The following is a 26,823-nucleotide window of genomic DNA, read 5'->3' on the forward strand; positions in this document are numbered from 1 at the left end:
AGATACATTTTTCTATAATGACGAGAGGTAAAATGTTAATGAGATAAACAGAGGGAATATATGAAAACATTACAAAAAGATTTGACGACCGGGAATCCGGGAAAAATTATTTTTAATTTCACACTGCCGATCTTCATTGGAAATGTATTTCAGCAGTTCTACAGTATGGCGGATACGATTATCGTAGGAAAGTTCGTGGGAACCAAAGCACTTGCGGCTGTTGGAAGTACGGGAACGATCATGTTTCTGATCAATGGATTTATTCTGGGAATGACGGCAGGATTTACTGTACTTACGGCACAGAAATTTGGCGCGGGTGATATGAAAGCAATGCGCAAGACTGTAGGAAATGCCGCGATTCTGGCGATTATTATGTCTCTTATTATGACTGTGTTCGGAATGATGGCAATGAAACCGCTTCTTGGGATTATGCAGACACCGGATGATATTTTCAAGGATGCCTATGCGTATATTATGGTAATCTGTGGCGGAATTGCGGCGCAGATGCTGTATAACTTTTTATCCAGTGTCTTGCGGGCACTTGGTAACAGCAAGGTTCCGCTGTATTTCCTGATTCTTGCGGCGCTGCTCAACATTGTGTTGGATATGGTATTTATCATTGCATTTCACATGGGCGCAGCCGGTGCGGCATGGGCGACCGTGATTTCACAGGGGATTTCAGGAATCCTGTGTCTGATATATATTGTGAAGGCGGTCCCGGTGCTGCATTTACATAAGGAGGACTGGCGTCCGAGCGGACATCTGCTGAAGATCCAGCTTGCAGTCGGAATCCCGATGGCGCTTCAATATTCGATCACAGCGATCGGAACCATGATGGTACAGACCGCCTTGAATCTGCTTGGCTCCACACAGGTAGCGGCATTTACCGCAGCGAATAAGATAGAGCAGATCGTGACGCAGGCATATGTTGCGATGGGAACCACGATGGCAACCTATTGCGCACAGAATATTGGAGCAGGTAAGATCAAAAGGATCCGTCAGGGATTTAAGTCAATTACGATCATGGGAAGTATCTATTCAGTCGTAGTTGCGGCGATCATTATGACGGTTGGAAAATATATGACGTATCTGTTCCTGTCTGGGGATCTGACAGAAATTATGCGTTCCGTGGATATTTACCTGAAGTGCGTCGGTACTTTCTTTATTCCTCTTACTGTTGTAAATGTTTACCGGAATGGAATCCAGGGAATGGGATATGGACTGCTTCCGATGATGGCTGGTGTGGCTGAGCTGGTTGGCAGGGGCGTTGTTGCCATGATCGCGGCAGGGCAGAAGAGTTACTTTGGGGTATGCATGGCAAGTCCGGCGGCATGGATCCTGGCAAGTGTGTTGCTGATCGTGATGTATTATTATGTGATCCACCAGAATGAGAAGCGGTTTGCGAAGTATGCGGATGAATAGAAGAAAATAATCATATTTGACAGAGTTAATTATATCTGATAGTATTATTGTTATAGAAGACACTACCCATTAAGCGGTTAGTCACAAGTTATAATTACTTAAAAAAGTAACCGGATTCTTGGTCAGAGGCGGTTACTTTTTTGTATGGTTAATATATGCAAGCAAGATCGTTACGATGATACTAAGCATCATTAGTACGATGGAGAGCAGTTCAAAATCACTCATACAAGATTGCCCTCCTTTCCAAGATTTCTCAGATGAGATTTCTATGTAATCAGAGGGTTCAGTCCCTCTGTTGAAGGACTAACCGCCTACCGTTTTAGAGTAGTGTCTATTGATAGTTTAACAAAAATATATGATATTGACAAGTAAAGAGGTGTATCATTATGAGTGGAACGAAATCTAGGTTTATGAAAAAAGTAAACGTTGATGCACGATATTATAAAGAACCTGATCCATATGTAAATGGATCGGTTTGTCCTGTGAATTTGCTTGAACTTTCAAGATATGCGCGGAAACGAGGAAAAAAATTAGCAGATTTGACGCAAGAAGAAGTGAAAAAATTTTCTTTATAAAGCAAACGGAATGAATAACAGCTCCGGCGAATATACTTTTTAATAAAGTGGTTCGCCAGGAGCTGTTTTTATGCGCCTTTTTTTATACATATCTGACTTTATAGTCCCTTTTATGATTTTGTCCATTCTTATATATGGAATTTTTGCAGGAGTGAATGTATATGATACTTTTATTCAGGGAGCAAAGCGTGGATTTTGGACGGTCGTGCGGCTGATGCCGACGTTGATCGGATTGATGGCGGCAGTGGGGATTTTGCGTGCATCGGGTTTCCTGGAATTTATATCGGAAATAATTGGAAATGTGACGGAGCAGATTGGATTTCCAGGGGCACTGGTTCCGCTTACGATTGTGAAAATGTTTTCGTCCTCTGCCGCAACGGGATTATTGCTTGATATCTATAAGGAATTTGGAACGGATTCGAGAAACGGAATGATCGCTTCAATTTCGATGGCGTGTACAGAAACGATTTTCTATACGATGTCTGTGTATTTTATGTCAGCAAAGGTGAAAAAAACCAGGTATACTCTTGCCGGAGCACTTATTGCAACATTTGCAGGGCTTGCAGCGAGTGTGTGGCTGGCAGCACTTGTATAAATAAAAGTTGTATATAAAAATTATCGAATGTTGTATTCAGATTTTTTTGAAAAATGTATATATCGCACAATAAAAATGACTACAATTAACAAAAAATGTGCAAAATCTTGACAAAGAATGGAGAGAAACATAGAATATAGTCTATAGATGGTTCGAATCCAATTTTTATACGAAAAGGAGCAAAACATGAACGCAGCAGAAATTATTAAAAAAGATTTGGATGCAATTTATATTGGGAATCTGAGCACGGTAGATGACAATCTTACACTCCCGGAGAACGGAAAATATGGTGCTCAATTTACTTGGGAGACAGGGGAAGAAAGATTTATTGATAATACAGGAAAGGTACATCGTCCACTGCATGGCATGGGAAACCGTAAAGTTACACTGACGGTTACCGCAACATATGAAGGATATAGTGAGTCAAGAGAATATGTGGCGACCGTATTGCAGGAAGCAAAAGAAAATATCGTAAAAGAAGTACGTAAAGTCGTCCTTAATGCACTGGTCGGTGAAGAAGCACATCTTCCGTCTGTTGTGATCGTATACACAGAAGATGGACGCCGCATGACAATGCCGGTGAAATGGAATACATATGAGCCGGCAAAAGAAGAGACAGTGGTTGCAGTTGCAGGTGTGATCGATGGAACAGAAAAGGAAGCATCTGTAGAGATCCATTATAAAAAGGAAATAGTACCAGTAAAAGGACCGGAGAAAAAAGTGGGTTATTTTCCACTTGGACAGGTTCGGTTGAAAGAAGGAACTCTTTACTATAAATATCAGAAGCTGATGGAAGAATATCTTCTTGGAATTGACGATGACCAGATGCTTTATAATTTCCGCAAAGCGACCGGATTGGATACAAAAGGGGCACCTCCGATGACCGGTTGGGATGAGGAAAGCTGTAAACTGAAAGGACACACGACAGGACATTATCTGTCAGGTATTGCACTTGCATTTGCAGCAACCGGCAATCCAAAATTTTTAGATAAAGTCAATTATATGGTAGCAGAGCTGAAAAAGTGCCAGGATGCATTTGCGGCAACCGGCAAATATCACAGAGGATTTTTAAGTGCATACTCAGAGGAACAGTTCGATCTTCTGGAAGTATATACCAAGTATCCGGAAATCTGGGCTCCATATTATACTTTGGATAAGATTATGTCCGGATTATATGATTGTCATGTGTTTGCCGGAAATGAGACGGCAAAAGAGATCCTGGATTTGATGGGAGACTGGGTATATGACAGGCTTTCCCGTCTGCCAAAAGAAACTCTGGATAAAATGTGGGCAATGTATATTGCAGGTGAGTTTGGTGGTATGCTTGGAACAATGGTAAAAGTCTATGAGCTGACCGGAAAAGAAAATCATCTGAAGGCTGCAAAACTTTTTGAAAATGAAAAGTTATTCTATCCGATGGAAGAAGAATGCGATACATTGGAGGATATGCATGCAAACCAGCATATTCCGCAGATTATCGGTTCAATGGATCTGTATCGGGCAACTGGTGATGAGATTTATTGGGAAATCGGAAAGAATTTCTGGAATATTGTGACTGGTGGACATACATATTGTATCGGTGGGGTTGGTGAGACTGAGATGTTCCATCGTGCAAATACAACGTGTTCTTATCTTACGGATAAGGCTGCTGAAAGCTGTGCAAGTTATAATATGCTGCGCCTGACCAGTCAGTTATTTGAATATACGCGAAGCGGCAATCTGATGGATTATTATGATAATACGCTGAGAAATCATATCTTGACATCAAGTAGTCATAAATGTGATGGTGGAACGACTTATTTTCTTCCACTTGGTCCGGGTGGCAGAAAAGAATTCTTCCTTTCAGAGAATTCCTGTTGTCATGGAACCGGTATGGAGAGCAGATTCCGCTATATGGAAAATATTTATGCGCAGGATGAAGATGCGCTTTACATTAACCTTCTTGTAGATTCCGTGCTGACGGACGAAAATGGAAAAACGATGATCGAACTTCAGAGTGTGGATGAAGAAGGTGTAATGGAAATCCGTTGCCAAAAGGATCAGAAAAAAGTTCTTAAAATCCATATTCCGGCATGGGGGCAGAAGGATTTTAACGTGTCTGTAAATGGAAAAGTTCTTGCAGATACAGCACTTCATGATGGTTATCTGGTAATTGATGCAGATCCGAAAGCCGGAGATGTGATCCGACTGGAACTTCCGATGGAATTCCGTGTGTTGGATAACAAGTCTGATGCGGCATTTGTCAATCTTGCATATGGGCCATATATTCTTGCGGCACTTTCAGAGGAAAAAGAATTCCTTACAGCACCGGCAGTAGAAGAAATTCATATGGTTGATGGAAAATTACAGTTTGAAGCGAATGGAATGAAGATGATCCCTCTTCCGGAAGTAGATATGGAAGCTTATCATGTATATTTTCATAAAGAATAAAAATAAGAAATAAAAAGCAGGAGTGTGCAGTTAAAAAATGTACACTCCTGCTTTTTAGTCATATCAGTTATATCATACTTTTGCGAAGACAAGAGATTTAATGAGAGATTTAAATAAAATCTTCTTGACGGATTCTGCAAAACAGTGGATAATATTGCACAGTAATCACATGTGACAAGACAGTAGATTATACACTAAAAGAATGACAGGAGCAGGAGAAAGTTATGAAAGAGTTTCTAAGAAAGAAAAATATTATTTTTTCAGCGAAGCGATACGGAATCGATGCGCTTGGTGCAATGGCGCAGGGACTGTTTGCATCGCTTCTGATCGGTACGATCATCAGTACACTCGGAGAACAGCTTGGTATAGGAATCCTTGTAACAGTAGGCGGTTATGCGAAAGGAGCAACCGGAGCTGCGATGGCAGTTTCGATCGGAGTAGCACTTCAGTGTCCGTCACTTGTATTGTTTTCACTGGCAGCAGTCGGAATGGCAGCGAATGAACTTGGGGGTGCCGGAGGACCGCTTGCGGTTTTGGTCGTTACGATTTTTGCAGCAGAATTTGGGAAACTGGTTTCAAAAGAAACAAAAATAGATATTATTGTGACACCATTTGTGACGATCTGTGTGGGAGTTCTGCTTTCACTTGGATGCGCACCGGCGATCGGAGCAGCGGCAAGTACCGTGGGAACTGCGATCATGTGGGCGACTGAACTGCAGCCTTTCTTTATGGGAATTCTTGTGTCGGTGATCGTTGGTATTGCGCTGACACTTCCGATCAGCAGTGCAGCGATCTGTGCGGCACTTTCACTTACCGGGCTTGCAGGAGGTGCTGCTGTAGCCGGCTGCTGTGCACAGATGGTTGGTTTTGCGGTTATGAGTTTTAAGGAAAATAAATGGGGAGGTCTTTTTGCGCAGGGGATCGGAACTTCAATGCTCCAGATGGGAAACATCGTGAGAAACCCGAGAATCTGGCTCCCGTCGACACTGGCATCCGCAATTACCGGTCCGGTCGCAACCTGTATCTTCCATCTGAAGATGAACGGTGCGGCAGTGGCATCCGGAATGGGAACCTGCGGACTGGTCGGACAGATTGGTGTGTACACAGGCTGGGTAAATGATATTGCTGCGGGAACAAAGGCTGCGATCACCGGAATGGACTGGGCAGGTCTTGTGCTGATCTGCTTCATCCTTCCGGCAGTACTTTCCTGGGCAATTGCGATTCCGATGAGAAAATGTGGCTGGATCAAGGAAAATGATCTGAAGCTGGATTTGTAGATTCGGGTGTAAATTATATAAAAATGTGTTTGAGGGGTTATCCTGTGGGAATATTTTGGATTCTCACAGGATAGTTTTTTGTTTCATAGGATCAATCTAATAAATTTTTTTCCACCTCATCATATACGATCTCAAATGGCGCCGGTCCCACATCCAGTACAGCCCTGTGAAATTCTTTCTGGGAGAATTGATTTCCCAGGGCATCTGCCATCTCCTTTTTCAATTCATAAAATTTCAGGTATCCAATATAGTATTTCAGATAATTGGCGGGACTTCCAATGATCAGTTCGTAGACACTCTGTACTGCATTTGCATCATTGATTCCGTAATCGCTGAAAAAGCGGACTGTATCAGTTACAGACCAGCCGTCATAATGAATTCCCATGTCTGCAAGCGCATAAAGTCCAAGAATGACAGAACTGTTTTTCTGGAGAAGGGATGCTTCCGTCTTAGAGAGAGGTGCAAGGTAGTAGGACATCATTTCCGCATAGGTGGCCCAGCCCTCAACGTATCCACCAAAATCAAGAATGCTCCGGATAGGATCCGGCTCAGAAGCAGAAAAATAGACGGTCTGGTACAGATGTCCGGGATAGCCTTCGTGAGCAAGGGTTGTGTAGAGATTCAGCCCTGAGGCGGTCTGTCCGTTGTTAATGTAGATGACATTTTCCGTCAGATTGTCAATGGCAGGGATCATATAGAAAGCGGGACTTAGATAATCCTGCATGGATTCCGGAACATATTTGACCTGGAAATCAACATCAGGAATTTCCGGGAATGTATCTGTGATTTTAGACCTGAGATCGTCCAGCATGGAATCCGGAGGTGTCTGCTCCAAAACGGATGCCTGGGTAAGTGCTGCGTCGGCAGGGAAGAGAACCTTCTGCATGGCATTTAGATCTTCCAGTATCTGTGCCCTGGTCATCAGTCGCAGACGGGAAACGGATTCATTGCAGCCGGTAGTCTGACGCACCAGATATTCATAGTATTTTTTCCCATAAGGGAAATGGCTAAGTCCCTGTTCATTTGTTCCTTTCCCTTTCAGCGATTTGATAGCGGTGATCAGATTTTGATAAGCCGGATAAATCTCTTCTGTTACAAGTTCCATATTTTCTGCACGAAAAGAATCTTTTTTGTTTTCAGGTAAAAGATCCAGTGACGCGATCCGTTCATCAAATGTACTGACAAGATAATTCTCTTTACCCATATCGATAAAAGACTGGCAGGTTTCCAGAACAGAATCAACCTGGTAATCCGGCATAAAAAGACCGGAAGCAGCTTTTTTCTGCTCAAACCGGATGACAGAATCAAAATAGGCAGGCGTTTCTTTTAAGAGAGCCAGATAGGTTTCTACATCCTGTGTGTCGTAAAAGCTGTATTCCGAGAGCAGAACGGGCAGTTGGGTATGGATGCCGGATACCGGACCAAGTGGCTCCTGGTAGAGCAGATAATCCGTCCCTGTGGATGCATTTTCAAGATAGGTATCCAGGATTTTAAAGGTTAGTGCATTTTCCGAAGAAAGAGTGCCGGGATCAAATTCCTGCAGAGAAGAGAGAACATTTCTGACAGAAGCTTTCGCTGCAACGGGATCAGAAGAAAGACTGCCATATGTAGCCGGGATGTCCGCAATGCCATAGTCGGAAGGAGAACGCAAGGTATAGTGAAGACTGATGGTATTTGCGGATACTTCCGTCTGGAAGAGGCGGCGTGTGAAAGTACGGAATTGCCGGTCGGAAGATTCTGCATGCAGGGAGCTCCAAAATGCATTGCCAGACAGAAAAGAAATCAGAATGACCAGCAGACAACAGGGAAGGATCAGAAATATTTTTTTCCGGTGTTTAAGAATTAGATGAAACATAAAACTCCAGAAGAAATGATGTTGTTTCTATGTATATGATTTTGATTCCGAGAATATGTTTTTTAAACGAAACTTTACAGAAATAAAACAAGTGTCTTGTCAGATGTAAAGTGCAGTGCTATAATGGGCACTATGCTGAAAAAGATCAGAGATGAGAAAAGAGTCAGTAAGGGAGGATCACGTTATGACAACGGTGGAAGAGATACAGAAGCTTAAGAAAGAGAAGAATGCTGTCATTCTGGCACATTATTATGTGCGGCCGGAGGTGCAGGAGATAGCAGATTATATAGGGGATTCTTTTTACCTGAGCAAGGTAGCAACGAAGCTCAAAGAAAAGACAATCGTATTTTGTGGCGTTTCCTTTATGGGGGAGAGTGCGAAGATCCTGAATCCGGAGAAAACGGTTCTGATGCCGGATATGACAGCAGACTGTCCGATGGCACATATGGCAGATGTGGAGACGATCCGGAAGATGCGGAAAGAATATAATGATCTTGCTGTTGTCTGCTATATCAATTCAACGGCAGCACTGAAAGAATATTCAGATGTCTGTGTGACATCTGCAAATGCAGTGAAGATCGTAAAAGAACTTCCGAACAAGAATATTTTCTTTATTCCAGATCGGAATCTGGCACATTTTGTAGCCGATCATGTACCGGAAAAAAATTTTGTTTACAATAATGGATTCTGTCCGACTCATGAACGGATGGAACCTGAGGATGTAGCCGAGGTGAAAAGGAGACATCCAGGGGCACAGATCGTCGCACACGGAGAATGCCGTGCAGAGCTTCTTGCGATGGCAGATTACGTGGGAAGCACATCAGGAATCATTCAGTATGTAACGGCAAGTGACTGTCAGGAATTCATTGTCTGTACAGAAGAGGGTGTTGGTTACAAGCTGAAGGAACAGAACCCGGAGAAGACATTCTATTATCCGGACAAGCTTCCGGTATGTCCGAATATGAAAAAGAATACTCTGGAGAAGGTGCTGCATGTTTTGCAGACTGGTGAAAATGAGGTTCACGTAGATGCAAAGCTTCGGGAAAATTCCAAGAAACCGTTAGAGAAAATGCTGGAGCTTGCTGCAAAATAAAAGAACCGGAAAATCAGAAATAAGAAACAATAGGTGACCGGATAAGAGAACCGGAGTTGGAGGGATAAAGTTGGAGATTAAGACAGATGTAGTGATCGTAGGAACCGGAGTTGGTGGTGCATTTTCTGCACTGAATCTTCCGGAGGATAAACAGATTGTTATGATTACCAAGTCAGATCTGGAAAGCAGTGATTCATTTCTTGCACAGGGCGGAATCTGTGTACTTCGTGATGATGAAGATTATGAGGGGTATTTTGAAGATACAATGCGCGCAGGTCATTACGAGAACAGGAAAGAATCCGTGGATATTATGATCCGAAGCTCGCAGGAAATTATTCATGATCTGATTGGATATGGGGTGGATTTTGCTAAAAAAGACGGAAATCTTGCATTTACAAGAGAAGGTGCACATTCCAGACCGCGAATCCTTTTCCATGAAGACATTACAGGAAAAGAGATCACAAGTAAATTACTTACACAAGTAAAGAAACGAAAAAATGTACAAATACACGAATTTACAACTATGACAGACATCATTGTTAAAAATGGAAAGTGTGCAGGAATTTTAGCGAAGACGCAGGACGGAGAAGAAATGAAGATCTATGTGCAGGATACCATCTTTGCAAGTGGTGGAATCGGCGGAAGATATCAGCATTCTACGAACTTCCCACATCTGACCGGGGATGCGCTTGATATTTCCAAAAAGCATGGCATCCGTCTGGAACATCTGGACTATGTGCAGATCCATCCGACCACTTTGTATTCTTCAAAACCAGGACGCAGATTTCTGATTTCAGAATCTGTCCGTGGAGAAGGTGCAGTTCTTTATAACAAAGACGGAGAGCGGTTTGTCAATGAGCTTCTTCCGCGGGATGTGGTGACAAAAGCAATCCGTGAGCAGATGGAAAAAGATGGAACGGATCATGTGTGGCTTTCCATGGAAAATATAGATAAGAATACGATTCTGGAACATTTCCCGAATATCTGTGAGAGATGCCGGGAAGAAGGATATGATGTGACAAAGGACTGGATCCCGGTTGTTCCGGCGCAGCACTATTTCATGGGCGGCATCTGGGTAGACAGTGACAGCAGAACTTCGATGGAACATCTGTATGCAGTTGGAGAGACCAGTTGTAATGGTGTTCATGGAGCGAACCGTCTGGCAAGTAATTCCCTGCTGGAAAGTCTGGTGTTTGCAAAACGTGCGGCACATAAGATATCAGGAGTGGAAAATGCAGTGAAGCCGGCAGTGTTCTGTAAAGAGGCAGTCTAGCAGTTTTTACTGAACTGGAAAATCTGAAGAAGATTTCAGCAAAATTGCGCACTCGCGAAAATGTGTAATTTGCCATAGTTGAAAACAGTTAGTGAGAGAATACGTTGTTATAGAGTGAGGAAAAGAAATGAATAAGATTACAATGACATTAAATGTAGACCATCTGATCAAAGAAGCATTGCAGGAAGATATTTCCAGTGAGGATGTAACCACCAATGCGGTGATGAAAGAAGCCGTGACCGGTGAGGTGCAGCTGATCTGCAAACAGGACGGAGTCGTTGCCGGACTGGATGTATTTCGCAGAGTATTTGAGATCCTGGATGAAAATGTGAAGATTGATTTTTATTGCAAAGACGGCGATGAAGTGAAGAAAGGTGAGCTGATGGGTGTTGTTACTGGAGATATCCGTGCGCTGCTTTCCGGCGAAAGAGTCGCACTGAATTATCTGCAGAGAATGAGTGGTATCGCAACCTATACCCATTCGGTTGCAAAACTTCTGGAAGGAACGAAGACGAAGCTTCTGGACACCAGAAAGACAACGCCGAATATGCGTATCTTTGAAAAATATGCGGTCCGTGTCGGTGGCGGATATAACCACAGATATAATCTTTCCGACGGAGTTCTTTTAAAAGACAATCATATCGGAGCGGCAGGAAGTGTGACAAAGGCGGTGGAGATGGCAAAGGAATACGCACCGTTTGTTCGCAAGATCGAAGTGGAGGTAGAGAATCTGGATATGGTTCGAGAGGCTGCCGATGCCGGAGCAGATATCATTATGCTGGATAATATGACACCGGAGGATATGAAGGAGGCAATCCGGATTATTGACGGACGTGCAGAGACAGAGTGTTCCGGAAATGTGACAAAAGAAAATATTGACCGTCTGACGTCTCTTGGAGTAGACTATATATCAAGTGGGGCACTTACCCATTCTGCTCCTGTCCTTGACATTTCGCTGAAGAATCTGCATGCTATTTAAGCCGGTCTGGATCCGGTAAGGATGAAGACAGGCCTTGGCAGATAGAAGAGAAAAGTCTGTAATACGTCAGGCACAAAGCAGAATCGCAGAAAAAGGAGAGTTATATCGGGATGACAGGTTCCAGACGAAGAGAAGAGATTGTCAGCAAAATAAAGAGCAGTGAGGTTCCGGTACCGGGGAAAGAACTGGCGAAGGTATATGATGTAAGCCGTCAGGTCATTGTACAGGACATTGCGCTGATCCGTGCAGCCGGATATGATATCATTTCGACCAACCGGGGATATATTCTGAATGCGCCGCATTCGGTAACGAGAGTGTTCAAAGTCAGTCATACGGATGAACAGATGGAGGATGAGCTTTGTTCGATCGTAGATCTGGGTGGCAAGGTGGTAAATGTAATGATCAATCACCGGATTTATGGACATATGGAAGCACCTCTTGATGTGGCATCGCGGAGAAATGTAAAAGAATTCATGGAAGGGATCCACAGTGGAAAGTCCAGTCCGCTTAAGAATATCACCTCCAACTATCACTATCACACAGTTGAAGCGGATTCGGAAGAGACACTGGATCTGATCGAGCAGGTATTGAAGGAAAAAGGCTATCTGGTGTCAAATACGCCTTGACAAGTTTCTGATATCTGTGATACGATTTTTTTGATATGAGAAAAGCGATGATGAAGAGAGTAGGTCTTTTGAATGTTTACAGAGAAGTCCCGCAGAGGCTGAGAGGGATGACTGGAGAAGGACTGAAGATGGCTTCTGAGCAGCGTAGGTGAACATAAGGAAGCAACGAATCAGTTTCCTGTGCAAGCGTGCGATGGGTTCCGCCCGTTACAGCGGCGAGTGCAGATATGGACTGCCAAAAGCAGCAGACTGTACCCGGTGAGATTCTTCCTGTGAGGGAAGGATGAAGAGAAGTGGTAACACGGTAATAATCCCGTCTTCTATATTTTATAGAAGGCGGTTTTTTTATATATTAGAAAATGCTCTTTTCTAATATATAAAAAACGCTCCGCGAGGATGCGCACTGCGGCGCACAAGGAAGATGTCGCAAGCGACCGCGCAGGCACCAGAATGTGCCAAGGCACATTCTTTTACTTAATAATTAAAAGAAAAAGGAGATAAAGAACCATGGCAGACAAACCAAAATATTATATTACAACTGCAATTGCTTATACATCAGGCAAGCCACATATCGGTAACACATACGAGATCGTGCTGGCAGATGCAATTGCACGTTACAAGAGAAGTCAGGGATACGATGTATTTTTCCAGACAGGAACTGATGAGCATGGACAGAAGATCGAATTAAAAGCAGAAGAAGCAGGCGTTACACCAAAGGAATTTGTAGATAACGTATCCGGGGAGATTAAGAGAATCTGGGATCTGATGAACACTTCTTATGACAAATTTATCCGTACAACGGATGATTATCATGAGAAAGAAGTACAGAAGATATTCAAGAAACTGTATGACCAGGGAGATATTTACAAAGGACACTACGAAGGAATGTACTGTACTCCATGCGAATCCTTCTTCACAGAATCCCAGCTTGTAGATGGAAAATGTCCGGACTGCGGACGCCCGGTACAGCCTGCAAAAGAAGAAGCATACTTCTTCAAGATGAGCAAATATGCAGACAGACTGATTGAATATATCAATACACATCCGGAATTTATCCAGCCGGTAGCACGTAAGAATGAGATGATGAACAACTTCCTTCTTCCGGGCCTTCAGGATCTGTGTGTATCCAGAACTTCTTTCAAATGGGGAATCCCGGTAGACTTTGATCCGAAGCATGTTGTTTATGTATGGCTTGATGCTCTTACCAACTATATCACCGGTATCGGATATCACTGTGATGGTGAAAGCGATGAAATGTTCAATAAGAACTGGCCGGCAGACCTTCATCTGATCGGAAAAGATATCATCCGTTTCCATACAATTTACTGGCCGATCTTCCTGATGGCACTTGGACTTCCGCTTCCAAAACAGGTATTCGGACATCCGTGGCTGCTTCAGGGCGATGGAAAAATGAGTAAATCTAAAGGAAATGTTCTTTACGCAGATGAGCTGGTAGATTTCTTCGGAGTCGATGCAGTACGTTACTTCGTTCTGCATGAGATGCCATTTGAAAATGACGGTGTGATTTCATGGGAACTGATGGTAGAAAGACTGAATTCAGATCTTGCCAACACACTTGGAAACCTTGTAAACCGTACTATTTCTATGACAAATAAATACTTTGGTGGAACTGTGACAAATAAAGGTGTGACAGAAGAAGTAGATGCAGATCTGAAAGCTGTAACAGAAAATACACCGAAGCTCGTAGAAGCAAAAATGAAAGAATTGCGTGTAGCAGATGCGATCACGGAGATCTTCAATCTGTTTAAACGCTGCAACAAATATATTGATGAGACAATGCCTTGGGCACTTGCAAAGGATGAAAGTAAGAAGGATCGTCTGGAGACAGTACTCTGGAATCTGATCCAGAGTATTTCCGAAGGTGCAAAACTTCTGGAATCCTTCATGCCGGAAACATCAGAAAAGATTCTTGCACAGCTTGGTGGCGGAAATGTAACTGACAAACCGGAAATCCTGTTCCAGAGACTCGATCTGGAAGAAGTTATGAAAAAAGTAGCAGAACTTCATCCACCAGTTAAAGAAGAGAAAGAAGAGGAAGAAGAAGGAATCGACATCGAAGCAAAACCGGAGATCACTTTCGAGGACTTTGAAAAAATGCAGTTCCAGGTAGGTGAGATCATTTCCTGCGAGGCAGTGAAGAAATCTAAAAAACTGCTCTGTTCACAGGTTAAGATCGGAAGTCAGGTAAAACAGATCGTATCCGGAATCAAAGCACACTACACACCGGAAGAGATGGTAGGCAAGAAGGTTATGGTTCTTGTGAACCTGAAACCTGCAAAACTCGCCGGAGTGCTTTCAGAAGGTATGTTGCTCTGCGCAGAAGATGCAGATGGAAATCTTGCGCTGATGACACCGGAGAAGAAGATGCCGGCAGGAGCAGAGATCTGTTAATTAAAACGGAGCAGACAAGTCGTGAGGCAGATTGGGAATATCTGCCTGATTAAAAAAATAAGAGATCAATATATCACAGAGATTGCTGTGATGTAACAGAAAAAGAGGAAACGACCACAGATAATGTAGTTGTTTCCTCTTTTGGGATTACTGTGTGTTATCGGCAGTGTCGTGAGTCGTTTTATCAGAAGTCTTTACGGAATCTGTAATACTTTCTTCACTGCTCAGTTTTGATTCCAGTCCGGCATTCTTTTCCTTGAGTGTAGCAAGCTGATTGTTCAGCTCCAGAGTCTGCGAATAGAGTTTCTTATTTGACTGATGCAGCGTATGTATTCTGCACATAGAAAAAATTAAAAGAATTGTTAAAATGATCAGTGCCACATCTTTCCACATTACTTTATTTTTCATAAAAATCCCTCCCGCTATATCCTTTTTTCCTGTGTAATTATTATACATCAAACAGAAAAATTTACCATTGTCAAAGTGCTATATTTTATAGAACAAACAGAGCAAAAATTAGGCAAAAAGAAAAGAACTGAAAAATACAGTTCTCTTCTCATTTACACCAAAAGTGTGATAGAATTTTCTACTCTACACGGGAAAATTCTAAGTTTACAGAATATCAATATATTCCCCGGCAAGAGCTTTATTCATACTTCTGACCGCGCAGAATTTTCCGCACATACTGCAGGTATCGCTGTGGTCATCTTCCGGTTTGCGGCTGTCACGGATGGCTCTTGCTGTTTCCGGATCCAGAGCGCATGCATACTGTGCTTCCCAGTCGAGGACGCGGCGGGCATCCGCCATCTTGTCATCAATATCACGCGCATGCGGGATTCCTTTTGCAATGTCAGCTGCGTGAGCAGCGATCTTGGAAGCAATGATTCCCTGCTTGGTGTCATCTACGTTTGGAAGTGCAAGGTGTTCAGCCGGTGTGACGTAGCACAGGAACGCGGCACCACTCATTGCAGCAACAGCGCCACCAATGGCTGCAGTGATGTGGTCATAACCCGGAGCGATATCTGTTACCAGAGGTCCAAGTACATAGAAAGGTGCACCCATGCAGATGCTCTGCTGTACTTTCATGTTCGCAGCAACCTGATCCAGCGGCACATGTCCAGGACCTTCTACCATAACCTGTACATTGTGATCCCATGCACGCTTAGTCAGTTCTCCGAGGCGGACGAGTTCTTCAATCTGGCACACATCAGTAGCGTCAGCAAGACATCCCGGACGACAGGCATCACCAAGGGAAATGGTAACATCATATTCTTCGCAGATGTCGAGGATTTCATCGTAATGCTCATAGAATGGGTTCTCTTCTCCGGTCATGCACATCCATGCAAAGACAAGACTTCCGCCACGGCTTACGATGTTCATTTTACGTTTATGTTTTTTGATCTGTTCGATGGTTTTTCTTGTGATTCCGCAGTGAAGAGTGACAAAGTCAACGCCATCCTCTGCGTGAAGACGGACAACATCAATAAAATCCTGTGCAGTAAGAGTTGCCAGGTCTCTCTGATAATGGATGACACTGTCGTAGACCGGTACAGTTCCAATCATAGCCGGGCACTCGTGTGTCAGCTTCTGACGGAATGGCTGGGTATTACCGTGGCTGGAAAGATCCATAATTGCTTCTGCACCGAGATTAACGGCACTCATAACTTTCTGCATTTCAATATTATAATCTTTGCAGTCGCGGGAAACGCCTAAGTTGACATTGATCTTGGTACGGAGCATACTTCCGACACCTTCCGGGTCAAGGCAGGTATGGTTCTTGTTGGCGCAGATGGCAACCTTGCCTTCTGCGACAAGCTGCATCAGTTTTTCAACAGGCATATGTTCCTTTTTTGCTACGGTTTCGATTTCCGGAGTCAGAATTCCTTTTCTGGCAGCGTCCATCTGGGTTGTGTAATTTCTCATGTTGTTTTGCCTCCGTTTCTTATTGGTTTGTGAGTATCACAAAAATCTGGCGTCAGCAAAACACGGACAGCGTACACGAAAAAAACCAGACACAGCCTGATGGTTACACTTCCAGTTCGGAATGATAGAATTGCTAACGCCTTTGTCGGAAAATTTCCGGCAATGAACAGGATTTTATTTGAAAATCTCTGCCTTTTATTACGCGATACAAGGTGGTGTCCCCGGTGTAACGCGGTTTCATTTACAGCAGAGTGCTGTAAGAATGAACGATGATTATGCTTCGCGGATCTGAGACATAACGCCGCCTTTTTCCAGAACTGTGATCAGGATGAAAGCAAGGATGCTTCCTGCGACAGTGGAAATAAGGAATGGAACGACATAAACGAAAAGTCCTGCCGGCGCAATTCCCATCAGATACAAAGCAACCGGATAAGCGGCAAGTGCGCCAAGGAATCCGGTTCCGATCGCTTCGGCAAGGCAGGTAAGACTTAAGATGTGGCATTTTTTGTAGACAAGACCACAGCATAAAGCACCGACCATACTTCCCGGAAAAGCCATAAAGCTTCCGAGACCGAGCAGATTGCGGAGTAAACTTGCACAGAATGCAATGCCAACGCCCCATGCAGGACCAAGTGTTACGGCGGCAAGAATGTTGACCATATGCTGTACCGGAGCGCATTTGCTTCCGGCAACCGGTACGCTGATAAAGCTTCCGACGATTGCAAGCGCGGTGAGAACACCGGCAAGTGCGAGTTTCTTTGTTGTATTATTTTGTTTCATAGTAGAGTTCTCCTTCCTTTTAAATAAAAAAGAAACCCCACACCTGAGTGGAGTTCCTGCTGTCCGTAATCACTGAACACATCATCTTCGTGTTCCTGATATGTCATGTAAAAAAATAAGAGATGCGGAGGCATCTCTATCAAATACATGGTATACATTCCCTCCGTTGGCATTATCCAAATCAGGTTACAGGTCGGGACAAATAAATCCCCTCTCAGCCGGTAATCTCCAGCTCCCTGGTACATATGAACTTGTACAAATAAAATTATAGCGCGGCATGCCGGATTTGACAAGAGAAAATGAAAAAGTATCTCAGAAAAGACATTGTGCAGAATCAGAGTACATTTTCGTACAATAAAAGACGGACAGAAGGTTCTGCCCGTCTGGAATTTCATTACCGTCTTATGTAGAATACAGCAGAGATTAGCTGAGCTCTACCTTTAAAGCATCTTCCGGTTTGAATTCATTGTAAAGGTCATAGATGTTGTGACCAGTAGACTCGCTGAGGACACGACCTTCCAGAGAGTAGCAGCGGATGAAACGCTTTTTGTCGATTGCTGACCAGTGCTCAACATCCCAGCTCATGTATCCGTCTTCGTCAGTCTTCTTTTCTTTCAGGTATACATCAACCTGACGTCCGTCTACCATAATGTCTACAAGTTTTTTTGTGTCGGCTTCCAGCTCGACATTGTTTACAGTGTCAAATACTTTCATTTTAAAATCCTCCTATAATATCTGATCAGAATCTTCAGAAATATATTCCCCATACATTTGCAGATGTGATCTATTTGCACTATCTATAGTATACATAGAAGAAACCGGATAAGCAAGTAAAAAAAGTGACTATTCAGCGGCTAAGAATGTGTGGTATACTTAGAACATCTGAGAGCAGTCAGTAAAAAGAAAGCGAGACGAGGAAAATGATATTTGATACACATGCACATTATGATGATGAACAGTTTGACGAGGACCGGGATGAGCTTTTAAAATCTATGTCGGATCTTGGAGTCGGAACAATCGTGGATGTAAGTGCGACTTATGAATCCTGTGAGAAGGTTCTGGCACTTGCCGGAAAGTATCCATATGTTTATGCTGCAATCGGTGTGCATCCGGATGAGGTTGGAGAACTTAACGAAGATAAGATCCAGCATATGAAAGAACTCTGCCGTAACAAAAAAGTGGTTGCAGTCGGAGAGATCGGTCTGGATTATTATTGGGATAATGAACCGCATGAGGTACAGCAGAAGTGGTTTATCCGGCAACTGAAGCTCGCGGAAGAAGTAAAAAAACCAGTAATCATCCACAGCAGGGAAGCTGCCGCAGATACCATGTATATCATGAAAAATTATGCACAGGGGCTTGGCGGAGTTATTCACTGCTATTCCTATTCGCGTGAAATGGCTGAAGAATATGTGAAGATGGGGTTCTATATTGGAATCGGCGGAGTCGTCACATTTAAGAATGCAAAGAAATTAAAAGATGTCGCAGCTGCAATCCCGATCGAGAAGATCGTGCTGGAGACAGACTGCCCGTATATGGCACCGGAGCCGTACCGTGGCAAACGGAATCAGTCTTCTTATATCCGGTATGTGGCTGAGAAAATTGCAGAGTTAAAAGAGATGAGTCTGGAAGAAGTGATCGCTGTGACAGAGAAAAATGCGAGAGATCTGTACGGCATTTAAGACGCAGGCAATGAATAATCAGGAGAATAACAGATGAAAACACCTACACTTGGAAATCCGCAGAATACCATTGAGGTTCTGCAAAAATATAATTTTAATTTTCAGAAAAAATTCGGACAGAACTTTCTGATCGATGAGCATGTGCTGGATAAGATCATTCGTGCAGCTGAGATCACAAAGGATGATTACGTGTTGGAGATCGGTCCTGGAATCGGGACGATGACACAGTACCTTGCCTGTGCGGCAAGAGAAGTAACCGCAGTTGAGATCGACCGTGCGCTGATTCCGATTCTGGAAGACACACTGAAAGAATACGACAACGTATCGATCATCAATGAAGATATCCTGAAGGTGGATATTGCAGCACTTGCAAAGGAGAAAAACGGAGGACGGCCGATCAAGGTGGTTGCGAATCTTCCATATTATATAACGACACCGATCATCATGGGCTTATTTGAAAGTCATGTGCCGCTAGAGAGTATTACGGTTATGGTCCAGAAAGAAGTGGCTGACCGTATGCAGGTAGGACCGGGAACAAAGGATTATGGTGCACTTTCACTTGCTGTACAGTATTATGCAAAGCCGTATATTGTTGCAAATGTACCACCGAACTGTTTTATGCCGCGTCCGGCAGTCGGCTCAGCAGTAATCCGCCTGACAAGACATCAGAAGCCTCCGGTAGAGGTTATGGATGAAAAGCTGATGTTCCGCCTTATACGGGCATCCTTTAATCAGAGAAGGAAGACATTGGCAAATGGCCTTAAGAATTCAGGAGAGCTGAATCTTTCAAAGGAAGTCATCACTGCTGCGATAGAGAAACTCGGGAAAGGAAGCAGTGTCCGGGGAGAAGCACTGGATCTGGAAGAATTTGCCAGACTGACTAATATTATAAAGGAGGAAATGGAGCATGAGGTATGAAATCAAGGGTGATACCCTTCCGGTAGTGATCTGCCATCTGGAAGCTGGCGAGCGGATGATCACAGAGCGGGGATCCATGGCATGGATGTCTCCGAATATGAAGATGGAGACTTCGACAAATGGAGGATTTGGAAAAGCATTTGGAAGAATGTTTTCTGGAGAAGCGATGTTCCAGAACATTTATACCGCACAGGGAGGGAATGGACTGATCGCATTTGCATCCAGCTTTCCAGGTTCGATCAAGGCATTTGAAATCGGACCGGGGCAGGAATATATTTTTCAGAAAAAAGCATTTCTGGCAGGTGAGCCGGGAGTAAATCTATCTGTTCATTTTCACAAGAAAGTGGCTTCAGGATTGTTTGGAGGAGAAGGATTTGTTCTGCAGAAGGTATCCGGAAATGGAATTGTATTTGCAGAATTCGATGGACATGTGGTAGAATACGAATTACAACCGGGTCAGCAGATCGTGATTGATTCCGGTTATCTGGCAGCGATGAGTGTAACATGCCAGATGGATATCCAGACCGTGCCGGGACTTAAGAATATTGTCTTTGGCGGAGAAGGATTATTTAATACGGTTATTACAGGACCGGGACATGTATGGCTTCAGACAATGCCGATCAGCAGTGTGGCAGATTCACTGAGACCATATTTTCCAACAAGTAGTAAGTAGTTTATAAATAAGAAGAAGGGACGGGGGACGATGCTAAAAGTGCGTGTTTCCGTCCCTCATTCATACTTTCTGCAGTATTATGCAGAGCCTTTAACAGAAAGGAGTAGGTGTATGACAAATTCAGTGAACAGTGCGAAAGATCTGGATAGTATTCTGTTTGATATTTCGCCGAAAATCAAGGAGCTTGCCGGATTATGTGAAGCGAATACCGGGATCGACAAAGAACTTTTTGTAAAGCATGATGTAAAAAGAGGTCTCCGTGATTTGAACGGAAAAGGAGTTCTTGCCGGACTTACCAACATTTCCGATGTATGTGCCAAAAAGATTGTGAACGGCGAAGAAGTTCCGTGTGCCGGTAATTTGTATTATCGAGGCTATAACATCAAGGATCTGGTTCGTGGATTTCTGGATGCGGATCATTTTGGATATGAAGAAATTGCATATCTACTTCTTTTTGGTGAACTTCCGACGGCTGCACAGCTGGATGGGTTTCATGAGACACTGACAGAGAGAAGGACACTTCCGCCGAATTTTGTGCGCGATGTTATTATGAAGGCACCGAGCCATGATATGATGAATAATATTTCAAGGGCGATTCTGAATCTGTATTCTTATGATGAAAAAGCTGATGATACCTCGATCCCGAATGTTCTCAGACAGTGCCTGAACCTGATCAGTGAATTTCCGATGCTGATGGTCTACGGATATCATGCATACAATTATCGTCAGGGTCAGGATATGTACATCTATGCACCGGATCCGCAGAAGTCCACTGCGGAAAATATTCTGATGATGCTTCGTGAAGACCGACAGTATACGGATCTGGAAGCAAGGATCCTGGATATGGCACTTGTGCTGCATATGGATCACGGTGGTGGAAATAACTCTACATTTACCACCCACGTTGTTACCTCGTCAGGAACAGACACTTATTCTACAATTTCTGCGGCAATGGCATCGTTAAAAGGACCAAAGCACGGCGGTGCGAATATCAAAGTGACGCAGATGTTTGCTGATATGAAAGAAGAGGTCAAAGACTGGGAAGATGACGATGAGGTAAGAGCATATCTGGAAGGTCTGCTTGCAAAGGAGAGGTTTGATAAAAAAGGTCTGATCTATGGAATGGGCCATGCGATTTATTCAGTATCTGATCCACGTGCTGAGATTTTCAAGAAATTTGTGGCTCAGCTTGCACATGAGAAAGGATACGATAAAGAATACGCACTTTATGAGAAAGTGGAACATATGGCACCGGAAATCATTGCCGGAAAAAGGAAGATGTATAAAGGTGTAAATGCAAATGTCGATTTTTACAGCGGACTGGTTTACCATATGCTTGGAATTCCGGAGCAGCTTTATACGCCGATCTTTGCCGCAGCGCGAATCGTTGGATGGAGTGCACATCGTCTGGAAGAGCTGATCAATGTGGATAAGATTATTCGTCCGGCATATATGCCGCTGGCAGAGTATCGAGAATATAAAAATTTAAATGACCGGTAGTGTTGACAAACTGCTATGTAGTATGTAAAATAAAAAAACAATTGATATATCCAAATGACATATCAGATATTTCAAAGAGATATTTCTCTAATTGTACGATATTGTGTAAACTAGACATCAGGAAAAAAGACTTGCGGAGGGTTAACCTATTATGGTACAGAAGAATATACGTTTTATGACTACAGGACAATTGATGACTTTTTGTAATGTCTGCCAGAAGATGAATGCAGATATTACGGTAAAGGATGTGACAGGACGTTTCGAGATTGATGCCAAATCGATCATGGGACTGATGACGATAAGAATGGGAGAGAAGATGCACCTTCTGATCGAAGGCGAAGAGGAGCATCTGGCCGACAGTTATTTTGAAAAATTTGACTGTACACCGGTTACGATTCCGTTCAGTTAAAGGCGGCACTGGATATGCCGGAGATATACGGAACAAGGAGCAGGAAGATGGAAGTTACCTATGATTATTACCGCATTTTCTATTATGCGGCAAAGTATAAAAGTTTTTCACAGGCGGCGACAATCCTGATGAGTAATCAGCCGAACGTAACAAGGGCAATCCACAATCTGGAAAGTCAGCTTGGATGCAGACTATTTATCCGATCTAACCGGGGGGCAGAGCTTACACCGGAGGGAGAACGGCTTTATTCACATGTTGCAATTGCATACGAGCATCTGCATGCAGCAGAACTAGAGCTTGAAAATGAAAAGAAACTGGAACAGGGAACCGTAACGATCGGTGTAAGTGAGATTGCATTGCATTTGCTTCTACTTCCGGTGCTGGGAGAGTTCAGAAGAAAGTATCCTAAAATCAGACTTCGCATTTCGAGTTATACAGCACCACAGGCGATACAGACGGTTCGGAACGGACTTTCAGATTTTGCGGTAGCATCTACACCGGCAGAGGTGAAAAAGCCTTTAAAGGCAACTCCGCTTCTTTCATTTAAAGAAATCCTGGTTGCAAATGTGGCGTACAAAGATATATTTAAAGAACCGGTAAGCTTGAGAAAGCTGGTGGAGTATCCATTTATCTGCCTTGGGAAAAACACATCAACTTATGATTTTTATACCAGATTTTTTCTGGAGCATGGAATTGCAATGACGGCAGATACCGAAGCAGCAACCATCGATCAGATTCTGCCGATGGTAAGACAGAATCTGGGAATCGGGTTTATTCCGGAACCGCTTGCACAGGAAGTGATCGAGCAGGGCATTGTCATTCAGGTTCCCCTATTGGAAGAACCACCGGTAAGAGAAATCTGTTTTGTGGAAGATAAGAGCAGCCCTCACAGCATGGCGGCAAACGTATTGAAAGAGATCCTGTTTCAGGCTGGAGAGAAAGAGTAAATTTTATAAGAAAGAATTATTTTGACCGGAACCAGGTGATCATCAGATCAACCATCCGGTCATAACTTTTTACCCCGTCACTTTGGCCATTTGCTTTCAGATAGTGGTCATTGATCTGACCGGATACTTCGGCGACCTTGCTGTCATATCGGTTCCAGAAGCTGCTGTTAGCCGAAAGATCTGCCTTTACATTGTCAGAAAGCCTGCTGTAGACTTCCTCAAAGGTGTCGTAGTCGGTTTCGTAAAGTTCATTGGTTGCGTAGATCCAGCCAAGAAGATAGCCGCTGTAGTTGAAGGCGGTATCGTCGGTACTTACACAGGCGAGAAAACCGATAAAATTTGCTTCTTCCTCCTGCATAAATCCACGCAGATGTGAAAGCTCGTGACAGATGGTAAATGGAAGATTGTAGGAAACCATTGCGGAGTTATAGTTTGCCTCAATGGTAAATGGTGAATAGATCCCGGAAAGATTCTGTACAGAGAGAAAAGCCGGAAATAAAAGCCCTTTTGGCTGTGGATAGTATCCGGAAAGTTCAGGGTAGGTAACACCGAGGGAGGACATGGCAGTTCGTGCACGACCCTGCAGATCCTTACCCATATCAGCCAGACCGTCAGAATCCCGGTCTACAGAGTCAGAAAGTGTATTTAACTGATCAGTCAGTTCGTTGCATAAAGAGGTCAGTTCAGCCAGAGTATACTGACCGGATTCCAGGTGATATTTTTCTGCAAATGAAGTATGCCCGTAGTTGATTCCGCAGAAAAAAGTATAAATGGTAAACAGACATCCACAGAGAAGCAAGAGTGAGGAACCGTAGCCGAGCCAGGCAGGGTTCTTTTTTTGTGCATACATTTTGTAAATGGAGATGACCAGCATCCGGATCAAGGAAAGAAACAGAAGAATGACAAAAATATACAATCCAATTTCAGAAACAGAAAATGGGAAAATTCCGAAAAAGCGTCCGATGGACGAAACGAAAAGTGGGTAAATGGTGGAAGAATACCAATCCGCGAATGCAGAGCTTTTGTGGCTGGTGAAAAGAACAAGGAAACTTATGGCAAATAAAAGAATTGAAAAAATAAGTTTATGTAAAGTATGGCGTTTCATAATAAATCCTTTCCGGTAATTGAGGATAAAAAGTATGATGTACCAGAGGGACATTCGTGCAAGGTCGTAAAAGATTTGGGTTCATTTGATGATGAATGGCCGTGACTGACGTTCTGTGCAGGTAGATATCCGGGCACATGGTATTGCATTTACAAATAAAATATGGGACGGAGGATAACCTTCGTCCCAGAATAATATTCTGTAAAAATCAAAGTGCGGCAATCGGGCATGCCCGATTGCGCTCACTTTATGAGGGGGGAGATAGTTGTTTCCCAACTATCCATTCATTACTATACGATAAAAATATGTCAAAAGTGTTAAGAAATTATAAAATCTGATTAAAAACAAAAAAATAATAGGCTTATAGAATATTTAAAGAAATATTCACAACGCAAGAACCTCTCCATAATGGAGAGGTTCCTGGTGTTTTTATTGTTATCTAAAAGGAATGAGAGTAAAGTGCAGCAATCAGAATTCTGACTGCTTCTACTTTATGAGGGGGAGATAGTTGCTTTATCAACTATCTGATTATTAGTGTACAGATAATTTGTGACAGAAATATGTTCAAACTCTAAAAAAAATCGAAAAAATATGAAGAAGAAATAAACAAACCAGGAAAAAATAAAAAGGGTGGGTAGTTAAATTAATTGTCATTAGTGTCAGGTAGGTGTCTGCTGGTGTGGTGGAAGGTGAAGTAGAAAACAATTCCTTTGGTGATAGAGGTAATTGTAAGTGCCCACCATACACCATTCAGACCAAGGCTGGTTTGGGTGAGGATCATGGCGAGTGGGATTCTGGCACTGGTGAGGACAATGCTGATGATACTGCAAAGCTTTGTCATACCAAGACCGGAAAGTGCGCCGATGGTCATAAGCTCAATGGTCATAAAGGTTTCGCTGAATCCGATGATGATCAGATAGTTGATCGCAATCGCCAGAACATCTTTTTCGTGGAAGAAAAGGGAAGCAATCGGTCCTGGCAGGAATACGAAAGCACCGGTTACAATGAGTCCCCATACAGCGAGAATTTTAAATGAAATATTATATCCTTTCCGGATACGGTCTGGTTTCTTTGCACCGTAGTTCTGACCAACGAAAGCATTTAACGCAGCAGCAAAGCCGTCTGCAGTGTTCCATGAAACAGATTCAATCTGTCCGCCGACTCGTTGTGTGGCAATGGCACCTGCCCCGAATACAGAAACCATTCGTGTGAGAACCATGGAAATCATACAGTAAATACTGCTCTGTACTGCTGTCGGAAATCCAATTTTAAAAATACTGATGTAGTATTTTGCAGGGAAACGCGACAGCACATGCATATTTTGCAGAATATTTGGTTTCAGATCAGAGCGCATAATCCGAATCAGCATGACGATCAGAACCAGTATCTGCGAGGTCACGGTAGCAACTGCAGCGCCAACAACCTCAAGCCTTGGAAATGGTCCAAATCCGAGGATCAGAATCGGATCCAGGATCATATTACCAACCAGTCCAAGAAGATTTGCCATAAGCGGTGTCTTGGAATCTCCCTGTGCAGTAGAAAGTCCGGTCAGAGTCAGATTTAAAAATGAAAACAGAATCAGTCCGCAGGTGATCAGTGTATATAATTTCGCAGCGGTATAAGTCTCTGCGTCTCCGAGGTTAAAAAAGCCGAGCAGCGGATGAATAAACACGATACATACTGCGGCAAATAAAATTCCCAGTAAAAATGTAAGCCGCAGAGCGGAAGCGGCATATCCCCTTGCCTGTTCATAGTCACCGCGTCCGCAGGCCTGTGCGACATTGACTTGTCCGCCCATTCGCGGAAGTGCCACGAGCCCTTGTGAGAGCCAGACGTACATTCCCCCAACGCCCACCCCGGCAACGGCTTTGGAACCCAGCATGCCGATCCACGCCATGTCCGTAATATTGTAGGCTGTCCCCAGCAGCGAGGAAGCCATGATCGGAAGTGCCAGCTCTGCCAGCGTCTTTAGAATCGGCCCGGAAGTCAGGTCGATTGTTTTTGTTTTACTCATTTTCTCAAATCCTTACCTGTAAAAATAATAAAATCCACCAGTGCTGCAAAGATGTCAGTATGGCGTACTATGATAAGGATAACTTATGGGGAGGGGAAAGTCAATCTGAAGAATTCGCGAAAAAAACATATTTACAGACAAGCTGATGTGGGTGATTAAGTGAGAGGAATTTGTGTAATTTTTATGGACTGAGAAGTTGTAGAAAATTGATATTAGAATATGTTATACTAAAGAAAAGTAATCAGAAATTACTCTTCAATATACTTGTAGAAAAAAGTAATAGATAATATGAAGTGACCTCACATTTGTAGCAACGTGGATTTACCTGTATACTA

Annotated in this window: 23 protein-coding genes and 1 riboswitch; of the genes, 16 read left to right on the forward strand and 7 right to left on the reverse strand. The window is 43.3% G+C overall.

All coding sequences use genetic code 11. The features are described 5' to 3' along the window. Positions 1-60: 60 nt before the first annotated feature. From G4407_RS10325 to G4407_RS10345, 5 genes are all read left to right on the forward strand, one after another. A complete protein-coding gene (locus G4407_RS10325; RefSeq protein ID WP_173688821.1) occupies positions 61-1,422 on the forward strand; it encodes an MATE family efflux transporter in 1,362 nt (453 codons plus the stop codon). A 386-nt stretch (positions 1,423-1,808) separates the two neighbouring features. After that, positions 1,809-1,997, forward strand: coding sequence for a hypothetical protein (locus tag G4407_RS10330; RefSeq protein ID WP_173688822.1), 189 nt, complete (start codon positions 1,809-1,811; stop codon positions 1,995-1,997). A 70-nt stretch (positions 1,998-2,067) separates the two neighbouring features. Beyond that, a complete protein-coding gene (locus G4407_RS10335) occupies positions 2,068-2,592 on the forward strand; it encodes a spore maturation protein (RefSeq protein WP_008374123.1) in 525 nt (174 codons plus the stop codon). Positions 2,593-2,778: 186 nt separating this feature from the next. Continuing rightward, positions 2,779-5,022, forward strand: a complete 2,244-nt coding sequence (locus G4407_RS10340; protein WP_173688823.1) for a beta-L-arabinofuranosidase domain-containing protein — start codon at positions 2,779-2,781, stop codon at positions 5,020-5,022. Positions 5,023-5,246: 224 nt separating this feature from the next. Next, positions 5,247-6,299 carry a PTS transporter subunit IIC gene (locus G4407_RS10345; RefSeq protein WP_173688824.1) on the forward strand — a complete coding sequence of 351 codons (1,053 nt, stop codon included), beginning with the start codon at positions 5,247-5,249 and terminating at the stop codon, positions 6,297-6,299. 91 nt (positions 6,300-6,390) lie between these two features. Here the strand turns inward: G4407_RS10345 and G4407_RS10350 are convergent, their stop codons facing one another. Continuing rightward, on the reverse strand, positions 6,391-8,154 hold the full coding sequence (locus G4407_RS10350; RefSeq protein ID WP_173688825.1) for a DUF885 domain-containing protein: 1,764 nt from the start codon (positions 8,152-8,154) through the stop codon (positions 6,391-6,393). 184 nt (positions 8,155-8,338) lie between these two features. On the opposite strand from G4407_RS10350, the gene nadA reads away from it, so the two are divergent. The 5 genes from nadA (at position 8,339) to metG (ending at position 14,537) form a co-directional block, all read left to right on the forward strand. Continuing rightward, a complete protein-coding gene (gene nadA / locus G4407_RS10355; protein ID WP_173688826.1) occupies positions 8,339-9,247 on the forward strand; it encodes a quinolinate synthase NadA in 909 nt (302 codons plus the stop codon). A 70-nt stretch (positions 9,248-9,317) separates the two neighbouring features. Continuing rightward, complete coding sequence (locus tag G4407_RS10360) at positions 9,318-10,520, forward strand: L-aspartate oxidase (protein WP_173688827.1); 1,203 nt, start codon at positions 9,318-9,320, stop codon at positions 10,518-10,520. Positions 10,521-10,647: 127 nt separating this feature from the next. Further along, positions 10,648-11,499: a carboxylating nicotinate-nucleotide diphosphorylase gene (nadC, locus tag G4407_RS10365; RefSeq protein ID WP_173688828.1), complete on the forward strand. Its 852-nt coding sequence runs from the start codon at positions 10,648-10,650 to the stop codon at positions 11,497-11,499. A gap of 110 nt (positions 11,500-11,609) precedes the next feature. Then, on the forward strand, positions 11,610-12,125 hold the full coding sequence (locus G4407_RS10370) for a transcription repressor NadR (RefSeq protein ID WP_118218414.1): 516 nt from the start codon (positions 11,610-11,612) through the stop codon (positions 12,123-12,125). 507 nt (positions 12,126-12,632) lie between these two features. Further along, positions 12,633-14,537: a methionine--tRNA ligase gene (gene metG, locus G4407_RS10375; protein ID WP_173688829.1), complete on the forward strand. Its 1,905-nt coding sequence runs from the start codon at positions 12,633-12,635 to the stop codon at positions 14,535-14,537. 147 nt (positions 14,538-14,684) lie between these two features. Here the strand turns inward: metG and G4407_RS10380 are convergent, their stop codons facing one another. The 4 genes from G4407_RS10380 to G4407_RS10395 all read right to left on the reverse strand — a co-directional run bounded on the left by G4407_RS10380 (position 14,685) and on the right by G4407_RS10395 (position 17,954). Continuing rightward, positions 14,685-14,945 (reverse strand): hypothetical protein, encoded by a 261-nt coding sequence (locus G4407_RS10380; RefSeq protein ID WP_173688830.1) that lies wholly within the window; start codon positions 14,943-14,945, stop codon positions 14,685-14,687. Positions 14,946-15,149: 204 nt separating this feature from the next. Beyond that, a complete protein-coding gene (thiC, locus tag G4407_RS10385; RefSeq protein WP_173688831.1) occupies positions 15,150-16,460 on the reverse strand; it encodes a phosphomethylpyrimidine synthase ThiC in 1,311 nt (436 codons plus the stop codon). 273 nt (positions 16,461-16,733) lie between these two features. Further along, positions 16,734-17,240 carry an energy coupling factor transporter S component ThiW gene (gene thiW, locus G4407_RS10390; protein WP_173688832.1) on the reverse strand — a complete coding sequence of 169 codons (507 nt, stop codon included), beginning with the start codon at positions 17,238-17,240 and terminating at the stop codon, positions 16,734-16,736. A 141-nt stretch (positions 17,241-17,381) separates the two neighbouring features. Further along, a riboswitch (TPP riboswitch) is annotated at positions 17,382-17,489 on the reverse strand. A gap of 174 nt (positions 17,490-17,663) precedes the next feature. Beyond that, positions 17,664-17,954 carry a hypothetical protein gene (locus tag G4407_RS10395; RefSeq protein WP_173688833.1) on the reverse strand — a complete coding sequence of 97 codons (291 nt, stop codon included), beginning with the start codon at positions 17,952-17,954 and terminating at the stop codon, positions 17,664-17,666. Positions 17,955-18,160: 206 nt separating this feature from the next. Between G4407_RS10395 and G4407_RS10400 the strand changes: the two genes are divergently transcribed. From G4407_RS10400 to G4407_RS10425, 6 genes are all read left to right on the forward strand, one after another. After that, a complete protein-coding gene (locus G4407_RS10400; protein ID WP_173688834.1) occupies positions 18,161-18,922 on the forward strand; it encodes a TatD family hydrolase in 762 nt (253 codons plus the stop codon). Positions 18,923-18,955: 33 nt separating this feature from the next. Beyond that, positions 18,956-19,840 carry a 16S rRNA (adenine(1518)-N(6)/adenine(1519)-N(6))-dimethyltransferase RsmA gene (gene rsmA, locus G4407_RS10405; RefSeq protein WP_173688835.1) on the forward strand — a complete coding sequence of 295 codons (885 nt, stop codon included), beginning with the start codon at positions 18,956-18,958 and terminating at the stop codon, positions 19,838-19,840. After that, positions 19,830-20,513, forward strand: coding sequence for a TIGR00266 family protein (locus G4407_RS10410; protein ID WP_173688836.1), 684 nt, complete (start codon positions 19,830-19,832; stop codon positions 20,511-20,513). The genes rsmA and G4407_RS10410 overlap by 11 nt, the downstream gene beginning before the upstream one ends. 111 nt (positions 20,514-20,624) lie before the next feature. After that, positions 20,625-22,013, forward strand: coding sequence for a citrate/2-methylcitrate synthase (locus G4407_RS10415; protein ID WP_173688837.1), 1,389 nt, complete (start codon positions 20,625-20,627; stop codon positions 22,011-22,013). A 151-nt stretch (positions 22,014-22,164) separates the two neighbouring features. Continuing rightward, on the forward strand, positions 22,165-22,422 hold the full coding sequence (locus G4407_RS10420) for an HPr family phosphocarrier protein (RefSeq protein WP_173688838.1): 258 nt from the start codon (positions 22,165-22,167) through the stop codon (positions 22,420-22,422). A gap of 47 nt (positions 22,423-22,469) precedes the next feature. After that, positions 22,470-23,369, forward strand: a complete 900-nt coding sequence (locus G4407_RS10425) for a LysR family transcriptional regulator (RefSeq protein ID WP_173688841.1) — start codon at positions 22,470-22,472, stop codon at positions 23,367-23,369. 16 nt (positions 23,370-23,385) lie between these two features. On the opposite strand, the gene G4407_RS10430 is transcribed toward G4407_RS10425, so the two are convergent. Next, on the reverse strand, positions 23,386-24,474 hold the full coding sequence (locus G4407_RS10430; protein WP_243259207.1) for a DUF3810 domain-containing protein: 1,089 nt from the start codon (positions 24,472-24,474) through the stop codon (positions 23,386-23,388). 643 nt (positions 24,475-25,117) lie between these two features. After that, complete coding sequence (locus G4407_RS10435) at positions 25,118-26,488, reverse strand: MATE family efflux transporter (protein ID WP_173688840.1); 1,371 nt, start codon at positions 26,486-26,488, stop codon at positions 25,118-25,120. Positions 26,489-26,823 lie beyond the last annotated feature (335 nt).

The sequence above is a fragment of the Allocoprococcus comes genome, from assembly GCF_013300725.1.
In the GTDB taxonomy this organism is placed as follows: domain Bacteria; phylum Bacillota; class Clostridia; order Lachnospirales; family Lachnospiraceae; genus Allocoprococcus; species Allocoprococcus comes_A.